The organism is Stenotrophomonas sp. YJH_SMC_19 (assembly GCF_059367915.1).
Map to the genome: position 1 here is coordinate 50,872 of NZ_JCAFRI010000012.1, position 24,790 is coordinate 75,661.

Here is a 24,790-nt window from a genome sequence, read left to right on the forward strand (position 1 = left end):
ACCCGCTCGCCGCCGCCGGCCAGGGCTCAGGCAGTGGCCCGGATCATCTCGCCCAGCGTGCCGGTGATCTGGTCGATCTGCGCCTTGTCCACGATCAGCGGGGGCGACAGCGCGATGATGTCACCGGTACAGCGCACCAGCAGCCCGCCGTCGTGGAAGCAGCGCCGATAGACCTCGTAGCCCCGGCTGCCCGGCGCATCGCGGCGAGGCGCCAGCTCGACCGCGCCGACCAGGCCGAAGTTGCGGATGTCGATCACGTTGGGGAGGCCCTGCAGCGCATGCAGCCGTTCCTGCCAGTACTCGCCCAGCTCGATGGCGCGCTCGAAAAGGCGCTCCTCGGCGTAGACCTCCAGCGTGGCCAGTGCGGCCGCGCAGGCCAGCGGATGCCCCGAACAGGTATAGCCATGGAACAGCTCGATGGCCTGTGGCGGTGCCTGCATCAGGGTTGCATGCACCGCGTCGCTGGCTAGCACGCCGCCCAGCGGCACTGCGCCGTTGCTGACCGCCTTGGCGAAGGTCAGCAGGTCGGGGGTGACCCCGAAGCGCTGTGCGGCGAATGGCATGCCGACCCTGCCGAAACCGGTGATGACCTCATCGAACACCAGCAGGATGCCGTGGTGGTCGCACAGCTCGCGCAGGCGCTGCAGGTAGCCCGGCGCCGGCAGAATCACCCCGGCGGAACCGGCAATGGGTTCGACGAAGACCGCCGCGATGGTTGAGGCATCATGCAGTGCGATCAGTCGTTCCAGGTCATCGGCCAGCTCGGCGCCCTGGCGCGGCAGGCCTTTGCTGAACGCATTGCGCTGCAGGTCCAGGGTGTGGCGCAGGTAGTCCACGCCGCCCAGCTGCAGGCCGAACGCCCTGCGGTTGTTGGGCAAGCCGCCCAGCGCCATGCCGCCGAAGCCCACGCCGTGGTAGGCCTTCTCGCGGCTGATGAAACGCGTGCGCTGGCCCTCGCCACGCTGGCGGTGGTAGGCCAGCACGATCTTCATCGCGGTATCCACCGCCTCCGAGCCGGAGCTGGTGAAGAACACATGGTTCAGTGGCGTCGGCGCCAATGCGGCCAGTCGCTGCGCCAGCGCGAAGGCCGGCGGTGAGCCCATCTGGAAGGCCGGCGAGTAGTCGAGCGTGCGTGCCTGCTCGACGATGGCCTCGACGATGCGTGGGCGGGCATGGCCCGCGTTGCAGCACCAGAGGCCGGCGGTGCCATCGAGGATCTGGCGACCGTCGACGTCCTCGTAGTGCATGCCCTCGGCGCGTACCAGCATGCGCGGCGCGGCCTTGAACTGGCGGTTGGCGGTGAACGGCATCCAGTACGCCTCCAATGACTCCGGGCGTTGGGTAGCCAGATCGTGCAGGTCGCTCGCGGAACGCTTCATGCCAGCTCCATCGGGTCCGATGGGGGAAATGTAGCGCAGCCACGTCACGGCGGAGTCGCGGCCGCGCCGGTATAACCGGGGAAACTGTTCCGAGGAGCCCGACATGGCCGACTTTCCCGACCGCAGCCACTGGCAGGTGCTGGCCCAGCAGCTTTCGATACCCGCACAGGCCTTCATTGATGGTCGTTACACCGACGCTGCCAGCGGCGCGCGCTTCGACTGCATCAGCCCGATTGATGGGCGCGTGCTGGGGGTGGTCGCCGACTGCGATGCAGAGGACGTGGAGCGCGCAGTGCGGTCAGCGCGGCGTGCCTTCGATGCGGGCCACTGGTCAGAGGCCAGCCCGGCCCATCGCAAGCGGGTGTTGCTGGCCTTGGCGGCATTGGTGGAAAAGCACGCTGATGAGTTGGCCCTGCTGGAAACCCTGGACATGGGCAAGCCGGTGCGCGACGCACGCCGTATCGACCTGCCCGGCGTGGTGCGCTGCCTGCGCTGGACCGCCGAAGCGGTGGACAAGCTGTACGGCGAAGTCGCACCGACTGGCCCACACGAGCTGGGCCTGGTCACGCGCGAGCCAGCCGGCGTGGTCGCAGCGATCGTGCCATGGAACTTTCCGTTGCTGATGGCCTGCTGGAAGATCGCGCCTGCGCTGGCCATGGGCAATTCGGTGGTGCTCAAGCCTTCCGAGCGGTCGCCCTTGAGTGCGTTGCGATTGGCCGCGCTGGCCGCTGAGGCGGGCCTGCCGGACGGCGTGCTGAACGTATTGCCAGGCCACGGTACGCGCGTCGGTGAACCGTTGGCGCTGCACATGGATGTGGACGTGCTGGCCTTCACCGGTTCCACCGCCACCGGCGCGAAGCTGCTGGAGCATGCGGGACGGTCCAACCTCAAGCGGGTCTGGCTGGAATGCGGTGGCAAAAGCCCGCACCTGGTGTTCGCCGACGCACCGGACCTGGACGTAGCAGCCAAGGCCGTGGCGCAGGGCATCTTCTTCAACCAGGGCGAAGTCTGCACCGCCGGCTCGCGGCTGCTGGTGCAGCGCTCGATCCGTGAGGACTTCGTGCACCAGGTGATTGCCTACGGCCAGCATATGCAGCCGCAGCATCCACTGGAGGCCGATGCACCGATGGGCGCGCTGGTCGATGCCGCGCACGTGGACAAGGTGCTGGCCGATATCGCACGGGCCGAAGGCGAGGGCGCCCGCCTGCTGCTCGGCGGCCATCGGGCCGAGGTGGAGGCCGGCGGCTGCTATGTGCAGCCCACGGTGTTCGACCAGGTGCGTCCGGACCACGCGTTGGCACGCGAGGAGGTGTTCGGCCCGGTGCTGGCGGTACTTGGTTTCGAGGATGAAGCGGAGGCAGTGCGCGTGGCCAATGACAGCCGCTATGGGTTGGCGGCGGGCCTGTGGACACGTGACCTCGGCCGCGCCCATCGTGTCGCACGCCAGCTGCGCGCCGGCAGCGTGTGGGTGAACGGCTGGGATGGTGGCGACATGACCGCACCGTTCGGTGGCTACAAGCAGTCCGGCAATGGGCGCGACAAGTCACTGCATGCGTTCGACAAGTACAGCGAGATCAAGGCCACCTGGATCCAGTTGTAACGGCGTGGCTGCTTGACCGCTGTTCGCTCTTTGTAGCGTCGAGCCCTGCTCGACTGCTTCTCGCGAAGAGCAGTCGAGCCTTGCTCGACTCTACAGAAGGCAGACAGCCGTCGAGCTACCGGCAGCGGGCACTCACCTGCAGCACTGCCGCACGCAGCATGTCGCGGTCGGCTTCTTCGACGGCATTCTGGAAGTAATCCATGTCCTGCCGGCCCAGTTCGCACGGGTCGACGATGTATCCCGGCGGCCAAAGCCCCAGCAGTTGCGCCACGCCATGCACGATCTGCTCGGGGCTCATCTGCCGACGGATCCGGAAGTAATTGCGGCGAGGCCCGAACGCAGGATGGACCTCGCGCCGACCGATCAGGCGCGGCGCCACGCCAGCTGCGCTGATGCCGTCACCGCCGTCGATGCTGCCCGCAGGCAGGCTCAGGATCAGTGGCGCCACTGCAGCCACGTTCCCCGCGGCAGGCAGGGCGCTCTCTGCCTGTGCAACCGGGGCAGGGCGGGGCATCATCGATGCGGCCGGACGCGTCATCTTTGTGGAGGGCAAGGCGGGCTGTTGAGGTACCGGCGCCGGCGGTTCCGGTGGCAGCCAATGCAGCGAGATCCGCGGGCCCTCACCGCTACGCAGTTCGATCCGGCCGCTGTCCAGCAGCCACAGAGCGAGCCCGCCATGCACCAGCAGTACCACCAGCCACGCCGCCATGCGCGGCAGCTTCGGCGAATCGGAGCATGACAACGCAACTGCAGCCATGGGCAAGGCATCCATGCAGGGACCGGTGGCGCAGCCTAGCCGGCGGCCGGAAAAATTCCGTTGGCATCGGTGTCGGCTGAAACCATCGTCCCGTGCGGCCATCGGCCCGTGGCAGAATCGGGCGATCCGCCGTTACCCGTGTTGCCGATGTCGACGATCACTGCTGCCGCGCCGCCCGTGAATTCCCCCCGTCGTGTCCTGCTGGCCAGCCTGATCGGCACCACCATCGAATTCTTCGATTTCTACATCTACGCCACGGCCGCCGTGCTGGTGTTCCCGCACCTGTTCTTTCCGGACAGCAGTGAGCAGGCGGCCCTGCTGCAGTCACTGGCGACCTTCGCGGTGGCGTTCATCGCGCGTCCGGTCGGCTCGGCGGTGTTCGGCCATTTCGGCGACCGCATCGGCCGCAAGGCCACCCTGGTCGCCGCGCTGCTGACCATGGGCCTGTCCACGGTGCTGATCGGCCTGCTGCCGACCCATGCGCAGATCGGGCTGTGGGCGCCGGCGCTGCTGGCGCTGTGCCGTTTCGGCCAGGGCCTGGGGTTGGGCGGCGAGTGGGGTGGGGCGGTGCTGCTGGCCACCGAGAATGCGCCGCCGGGCAAGCGCGCCTGGTACGGCATGTTCCCGCAGCTGGGCGCACCGCTCGGCTTCCTGCTGTCGGCCGGCATCTTCCTCGTGCTCGGCCGCTGCCTGAGCCAGAACGACTTCCTGCAGTGGGGCTGGCGCATTCCGTTCGTGGCCAGCGCGCTGCTGGTCGGCCTCGGCCTGTGGGTGCGCCTGAACATCCACGAGACGCCGGACTTCAAGAAGGCGCTGGAGCGCAAGGCGCCGGTGCGGTTGCCGATGTGGACGGTACTGCGTGACCACCCGGTACCGATGCTGCTCGGCACGCTGGGTGCGTTCGCCACCTTCGTGCTGTTCTACCTGATGACGGTGTTCAGCCTTGGCCATGGCACCGCGGTGCTGGGCTACAGCCGCGAGCAGTTCCTGCTGATGCAGATGGCCGGCATGCTGTTCTTCGCGCTGGGCATCCCGCTGTCGGCGCGCTATGGCGACCGTTGGGGCACGCGGCGCACGATGATTGTCGCCAGCGTACTGATCGTCGGCTTCGGTGTGCTGTTCGCACCGCTGTTCCAGCCGCACAGCCCGTGGCTGGTCACCGCGTTCCTGTGCCTGGGCCTGTTCCTGATGGGGCTGACCTATGGCCCCTGCGGCACCTTCCTGGCCGAGATCTACCCGGTGGAAGTGCGCTACACCGGTGCTTCGCTGTCATTCAACCTGGCCGGCATTCTCGGTGCGGCACCGGCCCCGTACCTGGCCACCTGGCTGGCCGAGCGCTTCGGCCTGGTTGCGGTGGGTTACTACCTGTGCCTGACCGCGGTGGCCACCCTGTGCGCGCTGGTGGCACTGCACCGGCGCGCGCTGCGGCTCAACCAAAGAAGCGCTTGAGCGTGCGACCCAGCCAGCCGCCGCCCTGGTGTTCGCGGGCGAACTGGTTCAGGTGCGCCTTGACCTGTTCGGCATAGGCCTGGTCGTCGCCACGGATGTGGTTGAACAGCCAGCGCGAAAGCATGGTGCGCAGCTCATCACTGATGTCCTCGCCGGCCTGGAAGCGCATGCGGTACTCCGAGACACGCTTGATGAACACCTCATGCACGCGTTTGTGCGCGGCACAGAACGGGTAGCCCGCTTCCTCCATCAGCTCTTCCTCGAACGCGAAGTGCGACATGGTGTAGTCCACCACCTCGTCGATCACTTCACCCACTGCGGCACGCTGCATGCTGGCCTGGGCCACGTGCAGGTGGTTGAGCATTTCGATGATGCGGCGGTGTTGTTGGTCGATCACATCGATGCCGATGTTCAGATCGTCCTGCCAGACCAGTAGTGCCATCCCCGGCTCCCCTTCATGCGTATGTCGGGGCCGACTGTAGAGCCGCCCTGCGCGGGCGGCGTTGATCTGGATCAAAGCGTACCGGTCAGGGCAGCGCCGGCTCGCGTGGGCGCAGCGGGCTGGCGACCGTGGTGCAGCTGACCCGGTTGCGGCCACCGGCCTTGGCCAGGTACAGCTGGCGGTCGGCTTCGGAGATCAGCCGGTGCAGTGCATCGCGCTGCGGGCGCAGGCAGCACAGCCCGATGCTGACCGTCATGCGCAGCGTGGCGGTGCCGATGTCCACCTCCAGCGCGGCGATGCGCTGGCGCAGTTCCTCGAAGTACAGCAGCGCCTCGTCCTGCTCCATGTCCGGCACCAGCAGGCAGAATTCCTCGCCGCCGAAGCGCGCGATCAGGTCGTGGCTGCGTGCATGCGTGGCCACCGCGCCGGCCACCGCGCGCAGCGCATCGTCGCCGGCTTCGTGGCCATGGGTGTCATTGATGTGCTTGAAGTGGTCGATGTCGATCATCGCTACCGCCACGCACTGGCCTTGCAGCTGCAGCTGCGGCAGCTGGCGCTGGCTCTGCTCCAGGAAGCAGCGGCGGTTGGGCAGGCCGGTGAGGAAATCGCGGGTGGCCAGATCCTGCAGGGTGCCGATCAGCTCCAGCTGGTCCACATTCTGCGAGACCCGGCAGAAGAATTCCTCGCGCGAGAACGGCTTGCGCAGGAAATCGTTGGCGCCGTTCTTCAGGAAGCGCGGAATCAACGATGCATCGGTATTGCCGGAGATGCCGATTACCGCCACCTTGTCGCGCGAGCGCAGGGTGCGCAGGCGGCGGGTGAACTCCACGCCCTGCATGCCCGGCATTTCCTGGTCGACCACGGCCAGGCGGATTGCCGGATGCGCCTCGATCGCGGCCAGGCCTTCGTTGCCATCGGCCGCTTCGTGCACCTCATGGCCGTACATGCGCAGCAAGGCTGCGGCGTAACCGCGCGCGGACGGTGAGTCGTCCACCACCAGCGCGGCGATGCGCCGGTTGCGCTCCAGCCGCTGCACCAGCCACACCAGGTAATCGATGCTGCCGGGAGTGTTCTTCAGCACGTAGTCGATGATCTGCTGCTGCAGCACGCGCTTGCGCAGGTCCTCGTCGTACACGCCGCTGACCACCACGGTGGGCAGGTCGCGCTTGAGGAAGAACTCGACCACCGCGTCGCGGTCGCCATCGGCCAGGACCAGCCCGGTCAGTACCAGGAACCAGCCGCCACCTTCGCTCAGCAGGCGGTCGGCCTCGGCCAGGGTGGAGGCGATCACCACCGGCAGTTCCAGGCGCTGCTCGATGGCCTCGCGCAGCATGCCGGTGAAGGCGCGGGAGTTTTCGACCAGCAGGATCCGCTGCGGCAGCGGATCGGCCAGGTCGCCATCGACGGCGGCCTGCGGCAGGACGGGCATGATGCGGTGGCTCACGAGGGAGGGGCTCGGCACGGATAACGGCGGTTTCGGGTGCAACTTTAGCGGCGAACGTTGCGCGCCGGGCCAGATTCCGCGTCAGGCCGCCGCTGGCGACGCGTGGGTGATCGGTTCATGCAGGACCAGCCGCAGCCGATTGCCGCGGCAGTGGACCGTTCCGCCGTAGGCAAGCATCCGTCCGGCCAGGCGCTCGACGGCCTGTTGGGTGGTACGCGTGGAAAGCGGGCAACCACGGTCGAGCAGGCTCACCACGGCAACAATGCCGCGATGCTTGCCTGCCCGACCGCTTCGGGCGCGCACGCAGACCTGCCCGGTTTCCAGTTCCAGCAGAAGTGAAACCGCCTCGATCAGCGAGCGATAGATGGCCAGTTGCAGATCCACGGTCAGCAGGCAGGGATTGCCCGCCAGCCTGGGTGGAATGACGCGATGCGTGTTGTTCCAGATTTCGCATGCTCCGCCGGCTTGCAGCGCGATGTAGAGCCCGACCTGCTCCAGTCCGGTGGGATAGACCAGGCTGGCCTGTTCGCGAAACAGCCGTGAATGTACCGACGACGCGTGCTGCAGGCTGTTTGCGACCGCATGGTGGCCTTGGGACTTCAGCCAGCTGACCATCTCGCTGAGCGAATTGTCCATGCCCTCGCCCAGGTGCTTCAGGTGGACGGCCCGTTCACGCAGCTCACGCTCGCTGGTCTGAAGTGAGCCGCGTGCCAGGCGCAGCGTGGTTGCCCCGGCCAGGCCGCGGGACCGGGCGCGCTGATGGTGATAGCTGATGCTGGAACCGAGTGCCAGCAGTGCGACACTCATCACCGCCATGTTCTGTTGGGTGGCGAACGTGCCCAGGTCGAACGAGGAAGGCAGGCCAGTGCTGGGCGTTGCGCCGTGCAGGGGGAGGTTCAACAACGGAATCGCGATGGCTGCGCCGCGCCACCCGTGCATGAAGGTCAGGGCGATGGCGGGCAGGGCGGCCAGCAGCACCATGTGTGTCCGCGTCGTGTGGGCGTCGGCGCGTGTCAATTGCATGCACAGGCCCAGCACCAGCATCACCAGGATCGCCGAGGCGGTAGGGGCGACGAAACGGTCTGTCCAACCGGGGTCGGCCTGCCGCCGCGACCAGAGGAATGCCAACGGCACCAGGGTGATGATGGCGGCGAAGTGGCCAAAGATCGTCCGGTCGACCGCGTCCAGCAGGTTGCTGGGTGGTGGGTTTGACCATAGGACATATGAAATGCCCAGGTTGAGACCCGGCACGAACAACGCTGTGCAGAACGACAGCGACAGCAGCCACAGACCGGTGGCTGCTTCGGACGGCATTCTCATCCGATGCAGGTAGACCACCAGCATCGCCATCGGCATCAGTAGCGTCGAAGCCAGGATGACCCAATCCAGGCCGTAGGTGTCGATCATGGGGATGCGCAGCGTTGCAAAGTACGCGTACTCGCCCAGCAGCAGGTAGGGCCACAGGCGGGTCGGGACGATCAGCAGTGCCGCTGCGCGGATGCCCGCCGGCAGGAAGAACTGATCCAGCGAAAACTGACGCGAGCCGAGGCAGCTCAGCGCATAGACGGCCGCGAGTGCGATGCCGGCTGGCCGGATACGGAAGCTCAGTTCAACTGCCTTCTTGAATCGGTCCAAACCCGAGCCTCCCTTGCTCGTGACATGGCAGCGGCCGTGCGGGTTGCTTGAACGCTTCATGACGCGCCATTGGATGACAGTATCGATGGAAGCAGGGGGGCGCAATTGCACGCCGGCGCCAGATCCTGACGGGGTGGGTTCGGCGCCGACCAAAGATCACTTTCGCGCAATGATCTGCAGCTCCTTTCACCGGGATAGTCAGATCGCGGCCCGGGGGGCGCCAGCGTCCATGGAGCGTGTGCTTTCCCTCAAGGCTTCAGCAGCGCCTGCCTGGCGGGGAGCGTCCCGTGCTTCGGTCAACACCATCCTGAGCCTGTTGCCACTCAGGTCCATGTGGCCAGCGTGTGCGAGCACTCGGCCCAGCAGCTGCTCGTTTGCCAGCGCCTTTGCACGGCTTCCCAGTGATGCGTGGCGGTCCAGAAGAGCCACGCAGATGAAGGCACCACGCTTCCGGATGGAGCTTCCGCAGCGGATACTGACCGAGATCTGTCCACACTCGCACTTCAATAGAAGCGAGACCGCATCGACCACGAGTCGATAGGCAGCAAGCTGCAGGCCGACCCCGAGTGCGCAGGGGTCACCCGTCAACCTCGGCTGGCCGATGCGATGCGTAGCATTCCATGCCTCGCGCACCCCGCCAGCCTGCAACGCCACGTACAGGCCCAGCTGTTCCAGGGCGGTGGGATAGATCATGCTGGCCTGGGCCCGGAACAGGCGCGAATGCACCTCCGAGGTATGCCGCAGGCTGTCGGCCACGGCGTGATGACCCTGCGCATGCAGCCAGTTCACCATTTCGTTCAGCGACAGGTCCATGCCATCGCCCAGTTGGCGCAGGTGTGCCGCCCGTTCGCGCAGGTCCATCTCGCTGGCCAGGTGTGAACTCCGCGCAAGCTGCAGGGCCGTTCTGCCATCTTCCTCGCGCAACCGGTGCTGGTTCTGGAAGTGGGTGATGCGCGCGCCCAGCAACAGCAGGGCGATGCTGGCGATGGCCATGGCCTGCTGGGTAGCGAAGGTAGCCGGGTCGAATGCCGTCGGATGGTCGGCGGGGGTGCTGAGGCCAAGAATCATGTTGACGGCGGCGACACCGATGGCCGCACCGCGCCATCCCAGCAGGCAGGTCAGGGCGATCGCGGGAATAGGCAGGATCAACAGCAGCTGCAGCGAGCCGGGGGCCGTGATCGAGGCCGGTACCGGCGTCGCCTGCAGGCCAATGACCAGCATGGCGCCGAGTGCTGTGACCGTGGCCGCGACAGACCCGGTTGTCCATTTTTCCTCGGCGCGGCGGATCCACAGCAATGCCAGGGGTGCCAGGATCAGGATGCCGGTGAAGTCGCCCAGCGCATAGCGCAATACGTTGGTGATGAATGACGCGTTCTGCAACGGCTCCCAGAGCAGGTACGAGATTCCCAGGTTGAGCAGACTCATGACCGTCGCGGCGCATACCGCAATGGAGATCACGCCGACGATCGTGGTGCGTGCCAGCAGTTTCCGGTGCAGGCGCACGATCAGCATCACGGCAGGCATCAGGAACACCGAGGCCAGGATTACCCAGGTCAGGTTGTATTTGCTGATCAGGGGGATGCGCAGATGCGCGAAGTAGGCGTATTCACCCATCAGCAGGTAGGGCCAAAGACGGGGCGGGCACAGCAACAGCGCGGCCACCCGCACGCCGGCAGGCAGGAAGAACTGGTCCAGTGACAGCTTGCGCGCACCCCAGCAGGCGAGGGCATAGAGCAGCGCCAGCGCCAGCCCTTCTGGGCTGACCCGTATCCTCACCAGCAGGCCGTCCTTCCACCACTGCATCCACGTGCTCCCCAGCTCCTGCGCCGATTATGTGGCTGGGAAGGGCCCCGCTACCACAACGCATCCCGCAGCTTGTACCACGACATCGCCGCCACCAGCAGGGGCGTGCGCAGCAGCCGGCCGCCGGGGAAGGGCGCATGCCGCAGGCGCTGGAACACGTCCAGGCGCTCGCTCTGGCCGGCGATGGCGGCGGCGATCACCTCGCCGGCCAGTCCGGCGGCGGCCACCCCATGGCCGGAGAATCCCTGCGCGAAGTACAGGTTGCCGTCCAGCCGGCCCCAGTGCGGGGCGCGGTTGCGGGTGATGTCCACGTAGCCACCCCAGACCTGGTCCAGCACCACGTCGGCCAGCTGCGGGAAGACGTCGTGCATGCGTCGCTGCATCACCCCGCGCAGGCCGGGCGGGGGCAGTGCCGAGTAGCTGGCGCGGCCGCCGAACAGCAGGCGGTGGTCGTGGCTGAGGCGGAAGTAGTCCAGTGCCCAGGCGGTGTCGGCCACGGCCATGTTGTTGCCGATCAGGGCGCGGGCACGTTCTGCGCCCAGTGGCTCACTGGCACCGATATAGGTGCCCACCGGCATGATCCGCCGTTCCAGCTCGGGCAGCAGGCCCTGCAGCCAGGCATTGCCGGCCACCACCAGATGCATGGCGCGCACGCTGCCCTGGGCAGTGTGCAGGCTCGGCCGTGGCCCGCGCTGGATGCGCACGACGGGCGAATCCTCGTGGATGACCACACCTGCCGCGCGCGCTGCATCGGCCAGACCGCGTGCATACGCCAGCGGGTGCAGGTGTGCGCTGAGCGGGTCGAACATCGCGGCGCGGTAGCGCGGGCTGTCCAGCTGCGCGCGCAGAGCGTCACGGCCCCACCACTGCATGGGGTAGTCGTAGTGGCGTTGCAGGTGCTCGCAGTTGGCGTGCAGGTCACGCTCGTGGCGTTCACGGATGGCCACGCTGGCGTGGCCTTCAACCCAATGGCAGTCGATGCGGTGGCGATCGATGCGCGTGCGCATCGCCTGCACCGCGTCGCGCGACCAGTCGAACAGGTGGCGTGCATCATCACGACCCAGCTGACGCTCCAGTTCGTCCACCTCGCAGCCGTAGCCGACCAGCGCCTGGCCACCATTGCGGCCGGACGCGCCCCAACCGATCCGCTGCGCCTCCAGCACCACCACGCGCTGGCCACGTGAGGCCAGTTCCAGGGCCGCGGTCAGGCCGGTGTAGCCCGCACCAAGCACTGCGACATCGGCCTGAACCTCGCCCTGCAGCGGGGGCAGCGCGGGTGGTTCGGGCAGGCTGGCGGCATACCAGCTGGGCGGGAACGCGGCACTCACCGCAGGCCTCGCGGGCGCAGTGCGGTGGAGGAGAGCGGGGGAGGACGATCAGCATTCACCCGAGTAGTTTCGCCGATGCGTGACAGCCATGGTGTGACGGCGACGACTTGCCGCCTTCGCCGGACGGCGGGTAACGTGTCGGCACGCCAAGGAGTTTTCCCATGCGCCGCCTGCCCTGGGTGGGCCTGCCCACCGACAGCACCGTGCTCGGCCATCACCGTTTCGCGGTGGCCGGCGAGAAGTACGTGCGCGCGCTGGTCGAGGCCGCCGAGGTGACCCCGGTACTGTTGCCGAGCATGCAGCCGCCGCTGCCGGCCGGCGACTGGCTGCAGGGGCTCGATGGCCTGCTGTTGACCGGTGCGGTCAGCAACATCGAACCGCAGCATTACGACGGCGGTCGCAGCTGGCCGGGCAATCCGCATGACCCGGCCCGTGACGCCAACGCGTTCGCGCTGCTGCACGAGGCGCTGGCGCTGGACCTGCCGGTGCTGGCGATCTGCCGCGGCCTGCAGGAGCTGAACGTTGCGCTGGGTGGCACGTTGCATCCGCAGGTGCACGCGGCGCCCGGTCTTTCGGATCATCGTGAAAACCCGAAGGCGCCGGTTGATGTGCAGTACGGGCCGGCCCATGCGGTCGCCCTGGCGGCGGATGGCTGGCTGGCGCAGTGGCAAGGCGGTGACCGCGCACAGGTCAATTCGGTTCACGGGCAGGGCATCGACCGACTGGCACACGGGCTGCAGGTCGAGGCCAGGGCCGATGATGGACTGGTCGAGGCAGCGCGCAGCCCACGCCATCGTTTCGTGCTCGGCGTACAGTGGCACCCGGAGTGGCGTGTCATGGACTCGCCGTTCTATCACGCTATTTTCCGTGCGTTCGGCCAAGCTTGCCGGCAGCACCAACAGAACCGACTGGATTCCCGATGAGTTCCCGAACGCGCCCGCGCAAGACGGCTAAGCCCCCCGCACCGCAGGAAAGCAGCCTGCTGCGCTGGCTGAAGGAGCGGCGCATCACCGAGGTCGAATGCCTGGTGCCGGACATCACCGGCAACGCGCGCGGCAAGATCATTCCCGCCGACAAGTTCTCGCATGATTACGGTACGCGGCTGCCCGAAGGCATTTTCGCCACCACCGTCACCGGCGAGTTCCCTGATGACTACTACGAGCTGACCTCGCCGTCGGACTCGGACATGATGCTGCGTCCTGATCCGGACACGGTGCGCATGGTGCCGTGGGCGGCCGACGCCACCGCGCAGGTCATCCACGACTGTTACACCAAGAACGGTGAGCCGCACGAGCTGGCGCCACGCAACGTACTGCGCCGCGTGCTGGCGGCCTACGCCGAGCTGGGCCTGCGCCCGGTGGTGGCGCCGGAGCTTGAGTTCTTCCTGGTGCAGAAGAACACCGACCCGGACTTCCCGCTGCTGCCACCGGCCGGCCGCTCCGGGCGCCCGGAAACCGCGCGGCAGTCGTACTCGATCGATGCGGTCAACGAATTCGACCCGATCCTCGACCTGATGTACGACTACGCCGATGCGATGAAGCTGGATGTGGACACGCTGATCCACGAATCCGGTGCGGCGCAGCTGGAGGTCAACTTCACCCATGCCGATGCGATGGACCTGGCCGACCAGGTGTTCCTGTTCAAGCGCACCATGCGCGAGGCGGCGATGCGCCACGGCGTGTATGCCACCTTCCTGGCCAAGCCGATGGAGAACGAGCCGGGCAGTGCCATGCACATCCACCAGAGCCTGGTGCGGGTGAGCGACGGCAGCAATGTGTTCGCTGGCGATACCGATGCCGAAGGCGAGTTCAGCCCGGTGTTCGGCCACTATCTGGGCGGCCTGCAGAAGTACGCGCCGCAGGCGATGGCGTTCTTCGCGCCGAACGTGAATTCCTACCGCCGGCTGGTGTTCGGCGAAGTCTCGCCGAGCAACGTGCACTGGGGCTTCGACAACCGCACCTGTGGCCTGCGCGTGCCGCTGGACACGCCGGAAAACATGCGCGTGGAGAGTCGTTTCGCCGGTTCCGACGCCAACCCCTACCTGGCGATGGCGGCGACCCTGGCCTGCGGCCTGCTGGGCATCCGCGAGCGGTTGGCACCGGATGCGCCGGTGACCGGCAGCGCCAAGGAACTGGGCTACAACCTGCCGCGCTCGCTGGGCGAAGCGCTGGATGGGCTGGAGCAGTGCAGCGAACTGCAGGCCCTGCTGGGCGAGCGCTTCTGCCGGGCCTACATCTCGGTGAAGCGCAAGGAATACGAGACCTTTTTCCGTGTCATCAGCTCGTGGGAGCGCGAGTTCCTGCTGCTGAACGTCTGAGCATCCGGAATAGAAAAATCCGCCGCCGGGGGGTAGGCTGGCACCCGTCGCCGGCCCCGCCGGCCCCCCTTTCCCGCATTCTGGAGCACCCGATGAAGCTGCGTATCCTCACGCTCGGCCTGGCCTCCGCCATGCTCGCCGCCTGTGGCGGTGGCAATGGCGGCGCGCAGGACAGCCAGGTCCTGAACGTCTACAACTACAGCGATTACATCGCCGAGGACACCATCCCGACCTTCGAGAAGGAGAGCGGCATCAAGGTGACCTACGATGTGTTCGACAGCGATGAGATGGTCGAGACCAAGCTGCTGGCCGGCAACAGCGGCTACGACGTGGTGGTGCCGACCCTGAACTTCTTCGGTCGCCAGATCCAGGCCGGTGTGTTCCTGCCGCTGGACAAGAGCAAGATCCCGAACCTGGCCAATCTCGATCCGGCGGTGATGAAGCGCATCGCCACCCAGGACCCGGGCAACCAGTACGGCGTGCCGTACATGATCGGCACCACCGGCATCGGCTACAACGTGGAGATGCTGAAGCAGCGTTTCGGTGGCAGCACCGACATCGCCAACAGCTGGGACCTGGTGTTCAAGCCGGAGAACATCAGCAAGATGAAGGACTGCGGCGTGACCATCCTGGACACGCCGGCCGACATGATCCCGATCGCGCTGCATTACCTGGGCCTGGACCCGCACAGCGGTGACCCGGCCGAGCTGCAGAAGGCGGCCGACCTGCTGAAGTCGATCCGACCGTACGTGCAGAATTTCCACTCCTCGCAGTACGTGGGTTCGCTGGCCAATGGCGGCACCTGCCTGGTGGTCGGCTGGTCGGGTGACATCATCCAGGCCCGCGACCGCGCCGAGGAAGCCAGCAATGGCGTGCACGTGGCCTATTCGATCCCGAAGGAAGGCGCCCCGCAGTGGTTCGACATGCTGGCGATCCCGAAGGACGCCAAGCATCCGGAGGCCGCTTACGCCTTCATCAATTACCTGCTGCAGCCGAAGGTTGCCGCGGCAAACACCAACTTCATCCACTACGCCAACCCGGTGCCGACCGCGACCCCGCTGGTGGATGAGGCGATCCGTACCGACCCGACCATCTACCCGCCGGCCGACGTGGCCGCGAAGATGTTCACGTATTCGATCAACACGCCGGAGACCGACAAGCTCTACACCCGGCTGTGGACCGAGGTGAAGACCGGCCGTTGAGCCGGCCTGGTGCCGCCGGGTCATGCCCGGCGGCTGCCTTACCCTGGGTCGATGCCGGTACTCCCGCTTCGGCCCAGGTGCCGCAGGATGGCAGGCAGCAGGTCGCGTGCATCGCGACCGCCGTTGCACAGGAACGATGAACTCATCCGCTGCAGGTTGTGCATGCCGATGAAGAACAGCCCCGGTTGCGGGGAAACACCGAATTCGCCGAGCGGGTAGCCATGTGCATCCAGCGCGCCCGGTACGTCGAGCCAGGGCCATTCGGTGACGAAGCCGGTGGCCAGCACCACCGAGCGGATGCCTTCCGCCTGCAGATCCAGTTCACGCGGGGCGGCGTCCGGCTCCCAGTGCAGATAGACCTCCTCCGGAATGTAGCGGGCATCGTCGGTGCGTGGCTCGGGACGCGTGGCGTAGTACGCGCTGGCCAGCGAATCGAGATAGGCGTACTCGGCCTGCGTGGCCTCGATCGCGGTACGCAGCTGCGGGCGCACATCGGCGAAGCGGGCGACGTTTCCATCGAAGCCCTGCAACCGGCCCAGCAGCCTGATGCCCGCGCGGTGCATCGCCAGCAGGCTGATCGAGCTGCCCAGGCCACCGTTTCCCTTGCCGGAAATAAGCGGGAACTCCGCGGTGCGGGCCTTGCGCAGTGCATCCGGTTCCCCGGCAAGTACGCACGCCGCTTCACTCACATGTTGATGGATGCGCCCGGCCATGTCCCACCAGGTCATCGAGTCCTTGCCGCGCAGCCGGCGGGTATGCGAATGCCGCTGGGCCAGTGACCAGTTCACGCTGCGACCGCTGTCGCGCAGGTCCTGGGCGATCTGCGCGCCGGACTGCCCACCCCCGATGACCAGCACGGCGCCATCGGGTAGCTGACGGGCACTGCGGTAGTCGCCCGAGTGCAGCACGGTCAGGCCTGGCGCGGGCGCGAACGGGACCCGGGGCATCCGTGCGCGGCGGTATTCACCGGTGGCGACCACCACTGCGCGGGCATGGATCAGCCCCTGGCTGCTGTGGATGGCGTAGCCACCGGGCCCAGGCCCAACCCGATGCACCCCGCATCCCTCGTTGATCGGCAGGGAACGCTCGTGGGCATAGTCGCGGAGGTGCCGGATCACCTCCGGGGCGCCCATGAAGCCATCCGGGTCATCGCCGGAATAGGCATGACCATGCAGGGCCATCGTCGCGTTGGCGGTGTTGGTCTGGAACGACTCCCAGCGCCGCTGCCAGCTGGCGCCTACGGTTTCGGCCTCCAGCACGCGATGCTCGACGCCGGCTTCCTGCAGGAGCGCGCTGAGCGACAGCCCGGCCTGGCCGGCGCCGATGATGACCAGCGGCAGCCTTGCAGGCAGGGAGCCCGGCAGGCGGGGCGGGAAAGGGGAGGGGCTGTCCGGGGAAATCACCAGTGTGGGTCCATGCAAGGCCTTGATCAGGGCCATTGCGCGGGGAATGCCCCGGGCCTTCAACAGATCCGGTTCTGAAAAACGTTGCAGATCGAGGCGTCGCCTGTGGTGTCTGGCCGGGACGGCCGCAGGGTCGTCCAGGGGAGCCCGGGCCTTTGCGCGCGCAGGCCACCATGGCGGGGGAAAACCGACACTCCTGGGGCCCCCGGAGCCGGCCAGCGGCCGCTTCCGCCTGCCGCCGTCATATCCCCTGGGCCCCCCGGCCGTTAGAATGGCGGCCGCTGTCCACCGCCCGCTCCCGGAGCCCCCATGCCCGTTGAAGCCCAGCCGGTAGCCACCGTCGTCGACACGACCGGTGCGCCCGGCTATCTCTCCATTCGTGACCTGCGCAAGGAATTCGACGGTTTCGTCGCCGTCGACGACGTCAACCTGGACGTGCGCAAGGGCGAGATCTTTGCCCTGCTCGGTGGCTCCGGCAGTGGCAAATCGACCCTGCTGCGCTGCCTGGGCGGCTTCGAGACGCCCACCAAGGGCAGCATCACCCTCGATGGCCAGCGCATGGACGCGCTGCCGCCGTACCAGCGGCCGGTCAACATGATGTTCCAATCCTATGCGCTGTTCCCGCACATGACGGTCGAGCAGAACATTGCCTTCGGCCTGAAGCAGGATGGCCTGGGCAAGGACGCGATCAGCAAGCGCGTGGGCGAGATGCTCGACCTGGTGCAGATGGGCCACCTGGGCAAGCGCAAGCCACACCAGCTGTCCGGCGGCCAGCAGCAGCGCGTGGCGCTGGCGCGGTCGCTGGCCAAGGGGCCGAAGCTGCTGCTGCTGGACGAGCCGATGGGCGCGCTGGACAAGAAGCTGCGCTCGCAGATGCAGCTGGAACTGGTCAGCATCATCGAATCGTCGGGCGTGACCTGCGTGATGGTCACCCACGACCAGGAAGAAGCGATGACCATGGCCACCCGCATCGCGGTGATGGATGCCGGCTGGATCCAGCAGGTCGGCAAGCCGGACGAGGTCTACGAGCAGCCGGCCAACCGCTTCGTCGCCGAGTTCATCGGTTCGGTCAACCTGTTCGACGGGGTGATCGACGAGGACCTGCCGGAGTACGTGACCGTACGCTCGCCGCTGTTCCCGGCGCCGATCTACATCGCCCATGGCATCACCGGCTATGAAGGGCAGCCGGTCGCGTTCGCGCTGCGCCCGGAGAAGGTGATGATCGGCAAGGACGAACCGGAAGGGCACACCAACAAGGCCCAGGGTGTGATCGAGGACATCGCCTACTTCGGCAGCCATTCGGTCTACCACGTGCGCCTGCCCAGCGGCGCCAAGGTACTGGCCAACTTCGCCAATTCGCAGCGCTGGGCCAGTGATGGCCTCACCTGGGGCGACGAGGTGTGGGTGCACTGGCGCGACAACGACGGCGTGGTGCTCACCTCATGAGCACCGCCGGCCTGAAGCGCTGGCTGCCGGGGCTGCGTGCCACGGTGATCGGCATTCCGTACCTGTGGCTGCTGCTGTTCTTCGCAGTGCCGTTCCTGATCGTGCTGATGATCAGCTTCTCGCTCAGCCGGGTCGGCTCGCCGCCGTACACCTGGCTGCTGCAGTACGCCGACGGCGGTTTCTCGCTGAAGCTGAACCTGGAAAACTACCTGGCGCTGTTCCGCGATTCGATCTATGCGCAGGCGTTCCTGAGCTCGATCAGGATCGCGGCGATCTCGACCTTCCTGACCCTGCTGATCGGCTATCCGATGGCCTATGCCATCGCGCGCCTGTCGCCCGCCGCGCGCAACGTGGCGATGATGCTGGTGGTGCTGCCGTCGTGGACCTCGTTCCTGATCCGCGTGTATGCGTGGAAGGCGATCCTGGACCGCAATGGCCTGCTCGACCAGTTCCTGCAGTTCACCGGCCTGCAGACGCTGATGACGTCGATGGGCCTGCCGAAACTGCAGCTGATCGACACCCCGACCGCCGCCTACATCGGCATCGTCTACTGCTATCTGCCGTTCATGGTGCTCCCGCTGTACGCCAATCTGGTCAAGCATGACCACCGGCTGCTGGAGGCGGCCTACGACCTCGGTGCCAAGCCGTGGCAGGCGTTCCTGCGCATCACCCTGCCGTTGTCCAAAGCGGGCATCATCGCCGGCTGCATGCTGGTGATGATTCCGGCGATCGGTGAATTCGTGATCCCGGAAATGCTGGGTGGCTCGGAAACGCTGATGGTGGGCCGCCAGCTGTGGAACGAGTTCTTCAACAACCGCAACTGGCCGGGCGCCTCGGCGATGGCGGTGGCGATGATCCTGTTGCTGCTGGTGCCGATCCTGCTGTTCAACCGTTCCCAGCAGCGCCTGCTGGAAGGGAAGCAGGCATGAGCCCGCGTAGCGCAAAGGGCCTGGGGCTGGGCGTGCTGCTGCTCGGCTTCGCCTTCCTGTACCTGCCGATCCTGCTGTTGATGTTCTATTCGTTCAACAGCTCGCGGCTGGCGATGGTCTGGGCCGGGTTCTCCACCCGTGCCTACAGCGACCTGTTCGCCGACCGCGCGCTGATGGATGCGATGTGGACCAGCCTGGTGGTGGCGTTCTGGACCGCCTGTACCGCCACCGTGCTGGGTACGCTGGCGGCGATGGTGATGACGCGCTTCAAGCGCTTCCGTGGCAAGCCGCTGTTCGGCGCGCTGGTGACCGCACCGCTGGTGATGCCGGATGTGATCCTGGGCTTCTCGCTGATGGCGCTGCTGGCCTCGATGGGCGCGATTCCCGGCTTCCCGGCACGCGGCCTGGCCACCATCTGGATCGCCCACGTCACCTTCACCCTGTGCTTCGTCACCGTGGTGGTGTCCTCGCGGCTGCAGGAAATGGACCTGTCGCTGGAAGAAGCGGCGATGGATCTGGGCGCCAGCCGGCTGACCGTGTTCGGCCGCATCACCCTGCCGATCATCGCGCCGGCGCTGGTGGCGGGCTGGCTGCTGGCGTTCACCCTGTCGCTGGATGACGTGGTGGTGGCCAGCTTTGTCGCCACGCCGGGCTCGACCACGCTGCCGATGAAGGTGTTCGCCTCGGTGCGCATGGGCATCAGCCCGAAGATCAACGCGTTGGCCACGCTGCTGGTGTCGGCGGTGTCGATCGCCGCGGTGATCGGCTGGTACATCAACGCCCGCGCCGAGAAGCGGCGCCAGCGCGACCTGCAGCTGGCGCGGCAGGACAACGGCTGAGCACACGGTCTGCCGACAACGCCGGCAACACCCGGCTCACAGCCGGCGGCGCACAATGGGGGTCTTCCAGATGGAGATCCCCCATGACCGTCGAGATCGTCGACCCGGCCACCGGACAGGTGACCTACCGCCATGAACTGATGGGCGCAGCCGACATCGAGCAGCGCCTGCAGGCCGCTGCCGATGCATTTCCGGGCTGGGCAGATCGCTCGCTGCAGGACCGCGGCGCCATCCTTCGCCAGATCGCCGCGCAGCTGCGCACGCGGCGCGACGACCTGCAGCAGGCGATGACCCACGAGATGGGCAAGCTCAAGGCCGAGGCACTGGCCGAGGTCGACAAGTGCGCTGCCGCCTGCGAGTACTATGCCGATCACGCGGCCGACTATCTCAAGCCGCAGCTGATCGATACCGAAGCCCAGCGCAGCTACGTGCGCTACGAGCCGATCGGCTGCGTGTTCGCGGTGATGCCGTGGAATTTCCCGATCTGGCAGGTATTCCGTTTCCTGGCCCCGGCGTTCATGGCTGGCAACGTCGCCCTGCTCAAGCACGCCAGCAACGTGCCGCAGTGCGCCGACCTGATCCTGGCGGTGTGCCGTGACGGCGGCCTGCCTGATGGCGTGTTCGACGTGCTGCACATCGACAACGACCAGGCCGCCGACGTGCTTCGCGACGCACGGGTGAAGGCGGTGACGCTGACCGGCAGCGAGCGGGCAGGGCGCTCGATCGCCTCCAATGCCGGCAGCCAGCTGAAGAAGTCGGTGATGGAGCTGGGTGGCAGCGATGCCTTCGTGGTGCTCGACGATGCCGACCTCGACAAGACCGTGGCCGCGGCAGTGAAGTCGCGCTTCGACAACAGCGGGCAGACCTGCATCGCGGCCAAGCGCTTCATCGTGGTCGAGGCGGTGGCCGATGAATTCACCCGTCGCTTTGTGCAGGCGGCGGGCGAGCGCCAGTACGGCGATCCCGATGAGCGGGGCACCACGCTGGCGCCGATGGCTCGCGCCGACCTGCGTGACGAACTGCACAAGCAGGTGCAGGCCAGCGTGGCCAAGGGCGCGCGGGTGCTGATCGGTGGTGAGCCGATTGCCGGCACCCATGCCGGCTATCCGGCCACGGTGCTCGATCAGGTCGGCCCGGGCATGCCAGCGTATGACGAGGAGCTGTTCGGGCCGGTGGCCGCGGTGATCCGGGTCAAGGATGAGGCCGAGGCACTGCGCGTGGCCAACGACACCCGCTTCGGCCTGGGCGGCAGCGTGTGGACCGGCGATCCGGTACGCGGCGAGCGCTTCGCGCAGCGCATGGAATGCGGTGCGGCGTTCGTCAACGCCATCGTCAAGAGCGACGCGCGGCTGCCGTTCGGCGGCAGCAAGCAGTCAGGCTTTGGTCGGGAGCTGGCTGACCATGGCATCCATGAGTTCATGAACATCAAGACCGTCTACGTGGCTTGATCCCGAACGGTAGTGCCGGCCGCCGGCCGCCGGCCGCCGGCCGGCATTGCCGGGTTGCCGGCCAGCGGCCGGCACTACCAGAAGCGGGCCATGCGCCACGACCAACGGTCGTGGCCTACCGGATTGCAGGGTATCGACGCCCCCCCGTGCATGGTGGGTATCGACGCCCACGTGCTTGGTGGGTATCGACCGTTGGTCGATACGCGCTACAACCACTTCGCGCGCTTGAACAACCGATACAGCCCCACGCACACACCGCCCACGCCAACGATCATCAGCGGGTACGACCAGGGTTCGCTCAGCTCCGGCATGTGACTGAAGTTCATGCCGTACCAGCTGGTGATCAGCGTCGGCGCGGCGAGCAGGGCAGCCCAGGCGCCCAGCCGCTTGACCGTCTCGCCCTGCGCCAGTGTCACCAGCGAAAGGTTCACGCTCAGCGCGGTGCCCAGCATCTCGCGCAGGGTGTCGATCACATCGCTGATGCGCACCGCATGGTCATGCACGTCACGCACGTAGAGCTTCACTTCATCGGGAATCAGTTCGCCCTGGTAGCGGCGCAGCTGCGCCAGCACGTCCTGCAACGGCGCCACCGCCATCCGCATCTTGTTCAGTTCGCGCTTGAGCTCGTACAGCCGCACCACCGTGCTGCGCTTGTAGGTGTCGGCGAAGATGTCCTTTTCCAGCAGGTCCAGGGTGTCGCGGAAGCGGTGCACGATCGGCAGGTAGTTGTCGACCACGAAGTCGGTCACCGCGTACAGGCAGTACGACGGGCCCATCTTCAGCAGCTGCGGCTCGCGCTCGACGCGTGCGCGCACCGGCGCGTAGGACAGCGAGGCGCCGTGGCGGACCGTCACCAGGAAGCGCGGGCCGAGGAAGGCATGGGTTTCGCCATACTGGATGCGTTCGTCGACCATCTGCGCGGTGGTCACCACCACGAACAACGAGTTGCCATAGGTCTCGACCTTGGGCCGTTGGTGCGCGTTGCGCGCATCCTCGATGGCCAGGTCGTGCAGGCAGAATTCTTCCTGCAGTTTCAGCAGCACGTCTTCGTTGGGGTCGTACAGGCCGACCCAGACGAAGCCGTTGCCGCTGGCAATGACATCGCTGATGGCATCCAGGCTGATGTCGTGGCGCTTGCCCTCGTCATCGTAGTGGACGCAGTTGATGACGCAGGTAGGGTTGGCCGAAGCGGGGGCGGAAGCGGAGGCGGGCAATGACATGCCCGCCATCGTGCGTCAGGGCCGTGTTTCGGACAAGTGAGGACGACGCGCCAGCACCCACGCCAGTGCCACGTGCACCGGCAGCAGCAGCACGATCCACTGCACGTTGTACTGCGCCTGCAGGCTCAGCCAGTGCAGCACCAGCGCGGCCATCGCCTGTACCGCCAGCAGCCACAGCACGATCCTGAACATGCGTCCCGGCACGCGCCGGCGCAGCAGTGCGATCGCGCCCGGCAGCAGCAGCACGGCCAGTGGCGAAAGCAGCAGCAGGTTGCGGTTGGCCCATGCGGCGTAGTGGATGCTGAAGCCCCACAGGAACACCAGCACGCCACCGAACAGGGCGCACAGCAGCCAGAACGGCACGGCCAGCCCGGCCAGCAGGCGCGGGCGGTTGCGCAGCGCCAGCACGCCAGCGGCGATCACCAGGCCGCACAGCAGCCACGGCCACCAGCGGCGTGCGAACTCCTTCGGCTCCGGATCGATACGGTGCGGCAACAGTTCCTGTTCGGACTGCACCAGCGGCCGGCCATCGCTGTTGCGTGCCTGGCGCAGGGCATCGGCCAGGCGCATCGGAACGAACGCTTCCTGCCAGCGCGACAGCGGCTGGTCGGCGAACGGTCCGAGGCCTACATCGAAGCCCAGCCACATCCATGGTGCCGGCGAGGCCAGACGGACCGATTCACTGCGATAGGTGTTGCCACGCGAGCGCCCCGACAGCTGCGACTGCAGGCCGCCGCCGAGCGCCTTGTCCAGCGTGTCGCGCACCATCGTGGCGCAGTTGGCGGTGTAGTAATCGTAGTGGTAACGCGCGTTTTCCGGCTTGGCCCGCTCGGCCAGGCCGGCGGCCAGCGAGCGCGCCTGGTCCGGGCGCAGGTCCAGCCATTGCACGCTGGCGCCACGGCCGGTCTCGTCGTAGTACGACAGGTCCTGCTGCAGCGGCAGCGCCACCAGGTAGTACATCATGTCGCCGCGCGCGAAGCGGCTGATGAAATCGTCCTCGGACGGATCGAAGTAGCCGAAGTTGTACGAGGTCGCTTCACCGCTGAGCGGATCGACCACCACGATGGCGTCATGGCCGAAGCGTTCGAAGAACACCGTGCCCGGCTGCATGGTCACCACGCCGATGCGCGGAGCAGGGGCTTCAGCGCTGGCCGCGGGCACGGCAGGTGTGGCCGGCGCCGGCTGCGCGAAGGCGGCCAGCGGCAGGGCCATGGCCAGCACGTAGAGTGCCAGCCACACCATGAGGATCAGGCCGCGGCGCTTCAAGCGTCGTCCTGCGCGTCCGGCGGCAGCACGGTCACGTGGAAGGCCTGTACCCGGCGCGCATCGGCGCGGGCCACGCGGAACATGAAGCGGTCCAGCGCCAGCTCGTCACCGACTTCCGGCAGATGGCCCACGGCCTCGGTGACCAGGCCGCCGATGGTGTCGTAGTCCTCGTCGGAGAACGTCGCGCCGAAACGCTCGTTGAAGTCGCCGATCGGGGTCAGCGCGTCGACCACGTACTGGCCGTCGGACTGGATCGCGATCTGCGCCGAGGGATCCTCGGCCTCGTCATGCTCATCGTCGATCTCGCCGACGATCTGTTCCAGCACGTCCTCGATGGTGACGAGGCCGGCGACACCGCCGTACTCGTCCACCACGATGGCCATGTGGTTGCGCGACAGGCGGAATTCCTTCAGCAGCACGTTGAGCTTCTTCGCTTCCGGGATCAGGACCGCCGGGCGCAGCAGCTCGCGCACGTTGGCCGGACCGTTGTCGGCGACCACGCCGCGCAGCAGGTCCTTGGCCAGCAGGATGCCAAGGATGTCGTCCTTGTTCTCGCCGTGCACCGGGAAGCGTGAATGGCCGGATTCGACCACCTGCTTCATCAGTTCCAGGAAGGGCGCTTCAACCGGCAGCGAGACCATCTGCGAGCGCGAGATCATGACGTCGCCCACGGTCAGCTCGGCCACCGAAATGGCGCCTTCCATCATCTTCAGGGTATCGGCGGCGATCAGACCCTCTTCCTGCGCGGTGTGCAGGACAGCGACCAGCTCGTCGCGGGTATGGGGTTCGCCGGAGAAGGCGGAGGTCAGGCGTTCAAGCCAGCCGCGCTTCTTTTCACTGTGCTCCGCAGGGGAGCTACTACTGTCGTCTTCTGACATCTCTG

At 66.9% G+C, this 24,790-nt stretch carries 20 protein-coding genes; 9 read left to right on the forward strand and 11 right to left on the reverse strand.

The window, feature by feature from the left end; translation table 11 throughout:
* Positions 1-26: 26 nt before the first annotated feature.
* Positions 27-1,379 carry an omega-aminotransferase AptA gene (aptA, locus tag AC5P5R_RS13395; protein ID WP_049451321.1) on the reverse strand — a complete coding sequence of 451 codons (1,353 nt, stop codon included), beginning with the start codon at positions 1,377-1,379 and terminating at the stop codon, positions 27-29.
* A 103-nt stretch (positions 1,380-1,482) separates the two neighbouring features.
* On the opposite strand from aptA, the gene AC5P5R_RS13400 reads away from it, so the two are divergent.
* Entirely contained in the window at positions 1,483-2,979 is a 1,497-nt protein-coding gene (locus AC5P5R_RS13400) for an aldehyde dehydrogenase (protein WP_111118094.1), read from the forward strand.
* Positions 2,980-3,094: 115 nt separating this feature from the next.
* On the opposite strand, the gene AC5P5R_RS13405 is transcribed toward AC5P5R_RS13400, so the two are convergent.
* A complete protein-coding gene (locus AC5P5R_RS13405; RefSeq protein WP_111687068.1) occupies positions 3,095-3,736 on the reverse strand; it encodes a hypothetical protein in 642 nt (213 codons plus the stop codon).
* 156 nt (positions 3,737-3,892) lie between these two features.
* On the opposite strand from AC5P5R_RS13405, the gene AC5P5R_RS13410 reads away from it, so the two are divergent.
* The gene (locus AC5P5R_RS13410; protein ID WP_174842179.1) at positions 3,893-5,185 is read left to right on the forward strand and encodes an MFS transporter; all 1,293 of its coding nucleotides are present in this window, start codon (positions 3,893-3,895) and stop codon (positions 5,183-5,185) included.
* Here the strand turns inward: AC5P5R_RS13410 and AC5P5R_RS13415 are convergent.
* From AC5P5R_RS13415 to AC5P5R_RS13435, 5 genes are all read right to left on the reverse strand, one after another.
* Entirely contained in the window at positions 5,166-5,627 is a 462-nt protein-coding gene (locus tag AC5P5R_RS13415) for a bacteriohemerythrin (protein ID WP_004151683.1), read from the reverse strand. The two genes, AC5P5R_RS13410 and AC5P5R_RS13415, sit on opposite strands and share 20 nt — an antisense overlap.
* A gap of 85 nt (positions 5,628-5,712) precedes the next feature.
* A complete protein-coding gene (locus AC5P5R_RS13420) occupies positions 5,713-7,056 on the reverse strand; it encodes a diguanylate cyclase (protein ID WP_060379946.1) in 1,344 nt (447 codons plus the stop codon).
* A 96-nt stretch (positions 7,057-7,152) separates the two neighbouring features.
* On the reverse strand, positions 7,153-8,706 hold the full coding sequence (locus AC5P5R_RS13425; RefSeq protein ID WP_060379951.1) for an MASE1 domain-containing protein: 1,554 nt from the start codon (positions 8,704-8,706) through the stop codon (positions 7,153-7,155).
* A 198-nt stretch (positions 8,707-8,904) separates the two neighbouring features.
* The gene (locus tag AC5P5R_RS13430; RefSeq protein ID WP_060379947.1) at positions 8,905-10,509 is read right to left on the reverse strand and encodes an MASE1 domain-containing protein; all 1,605 of its coding nucleotides are present in this window, start codon (positions 10,507-10,509) and stop codon (positions 8,905-8,907) included.
* Between the two features lie 50 nt (positions 10,510-10,559).
* Positions 10,560-11,837 carry an NAD(P)/FAD-dependent oxidoreductase gene (locus AC5P5R_RS13435; RefSeq protein WP_012479655.1) on the reverse strand — a complete coding sequence of 426 codons (1,278 nt, stop codon included), beginning with the start codon at positions 11,835-11,837 and terminating at the stop codon, positions 10,560-10,562.
* A gap of 161 nt (positions 11,838-11,998) precedes the next feature.
* Between AC5P5R_RS13435 and AC5P5R_RS13440 the strand changes: the two genes are divergently transcribed.
* From AC5P5R_RS13440 to AC5P5R_RS13450, 3 genes are all read left to right on the forward strand, one after another.
* Entirely contained in the window at positions 11,999-12,760 is a 762-nt protein-coding gene (locus AC5P5R_RS13440; RefSeq protein ID WP_060379948.1) for a gamma-glutamyl-gamma-aminobutyrate hydrolase family protein, read from the forward strand.
* The gene (locus tag AC5P5R_RS13445) at positions 12,757-14,154 is read left to right on the forward strand and encodes a glutamine synthetase family protein (RefSeq protein WP_060379949.1); all 1,398 of its coding nucleotides are present in this window, start codon (positions 12,757-12,759) and stop codon (positions 14,152-14,154) included. Before AC5P5R_RS13440 ends, AC5P5R_RS13445 begins: the two co-directional genes overlap by 4 nt.
* A gap of 92 nt (positions 14,155-14,246) precedes the next feature.
* Positions 14,247-15,356, forward strand: a complete 1,110-nt coding sequence (locus AC5P5R_RS13450; protein WP_005408819.1) for a polyamine ABC transporter substrate-binding protein — start codon at positions 14,247-14,249, stop codon at positions 15,354-15,356.
* A 38-nt stretch (positions 15,357-15,394) separates the two neighbouring features.
* Here the strand turns inward: AC5P5R_RS13450 and AC5P5R_RS13455 are convergent, their stop codons facing one another.
* Entirely contained in the window at positions 15,395-16,795 is a 1,401-nt protein-coding gene (locus AC5P5R_RS13455) for a flavin-containing monooxygenase (RefSeq protein ID WP_100438048.1), read from the reverse strand.
* Between the two features lie 273 nt (positions 16,796-17,068).
* On the opposite strand from AC5P5R_RS13455, the gene AC5P5R_RS13460 reads away from it, so the two are divergent.
* The 4 genes from AC5P5R_RS13460 to AC5P5R_RS13475 all read left to right on the forward strand — a co-directional run bounded on the left by AC5P5R_RS13460 (position 17,069) and on the right by AC5P5R_RS13475 (position 21,421).
* The gene (locus AC5P5R_RS13460) at positions 17,069-18,205 is read left to right on the forward strand and encodes an ABC transporter ATP-binding protein (protein ID WP_100438049.1); all 1,137 of its coding nucleotides are present in this window, start codon (positions 17,069-17,071) and stop codon (positions 18,203-18,205) included.
* Positions 18,202-19,134: an ABC transporter permease subunit gene (locus tag AC5P5R_RS13465; protein ID WP_005408822.1), complete on the forward strand. Its 933-nt coding sequence runs from the start codon at positions 18,202-18,204 to the stop codon at positions 19,132-19,134. Before AC5P5R_RS13460 ends, AC5P5R_RS13465 begins: the two co-directional genes overlap by 4 nt.
* Positions 19,131-19,973 carry an ABC transporter permease subunit gene (locus AC5P5R_RS13470; protein WP_005408823.1) on the forward strand — a complete coding sequence of 281 codons (843 nt, stop codon included), beginning with the start codon at positions 19,131-19,133 and terminating at the stop codon, positions 19,971-19,973. The genes AC5P5R_RS13465 and AC5P5R_RS13470 overlap by 4 nt, the downstream gene beginning before the upstream one ends.
* An 83-nt stretch (positions 19,974-20,056) precedes the next feature.
* Complete coding sequence (locus AC5P5R_RS13475) at positions 20,057-21,421, forward strand: NAD-dependent succinate-semialdehyde dehydrogenase (protein WP_099474829.1); 1,365 nt, start codon at positions 20,057-20,059, stop codon at positions 21,419-21,421.
* Positions 21,422-21,627: 206 nt separating this feature from the next.
* On the opposite strand, the gene AC5P5R_RS13480 is transcribed toward AC5P5R_RS13475, so the two are convergent.
* Genes AC5P5R_RS13480 through AC5P5R_RS13490 form a run of 3 tightly spaced genes read right to left on the reverse strand, consistent with a single transcriptional unit; the run spans position 21,628 to position 24,785 of the window.
* Positions 21,628-22,650 carry a magnesium and cobalt transport protein CorA gene (locus AC5P5R_RS13480; protein WP_005408825.1) on the reverse strand — a complete coding sequence of 341 codons (1,023 nt, stop codon included), beginning with the start codon at positions 22,648-22,650 and terminating at the stop codon, positions 21,628-21,630.
* Positions 22,651-22,656: 6 nt separating this feature from the next.
* Complete coding sequence (locus AC5P5R_RS13485) at positions 22,657-23,907, reverse strand: lipoprotein N-acyltransferase Lnb domain-containing protein (RefSeq protein ID WP_099480992.1); 1,251 nt, start codon at positions 23,905-23,907, stop codon at positions 22,657-22,659.
* On the reverse strand, positions 23,904-24,785 hold the full coding sequence (locus AC5P5R_RS13490) for a CorC family transporter (RefSeq protein ID WP_005408827.1): 882 nt from the start codon (positions 24,783-24,785) through the stop codon (positions 23,904-23,906). Before AC5P5R_RS13490 ends, AC5P5R_RS13485 begins: the two co-directional genes overlap by 4 nt.
* Positions 24,786-24,790: the final 5 nt, after the last annotated feature.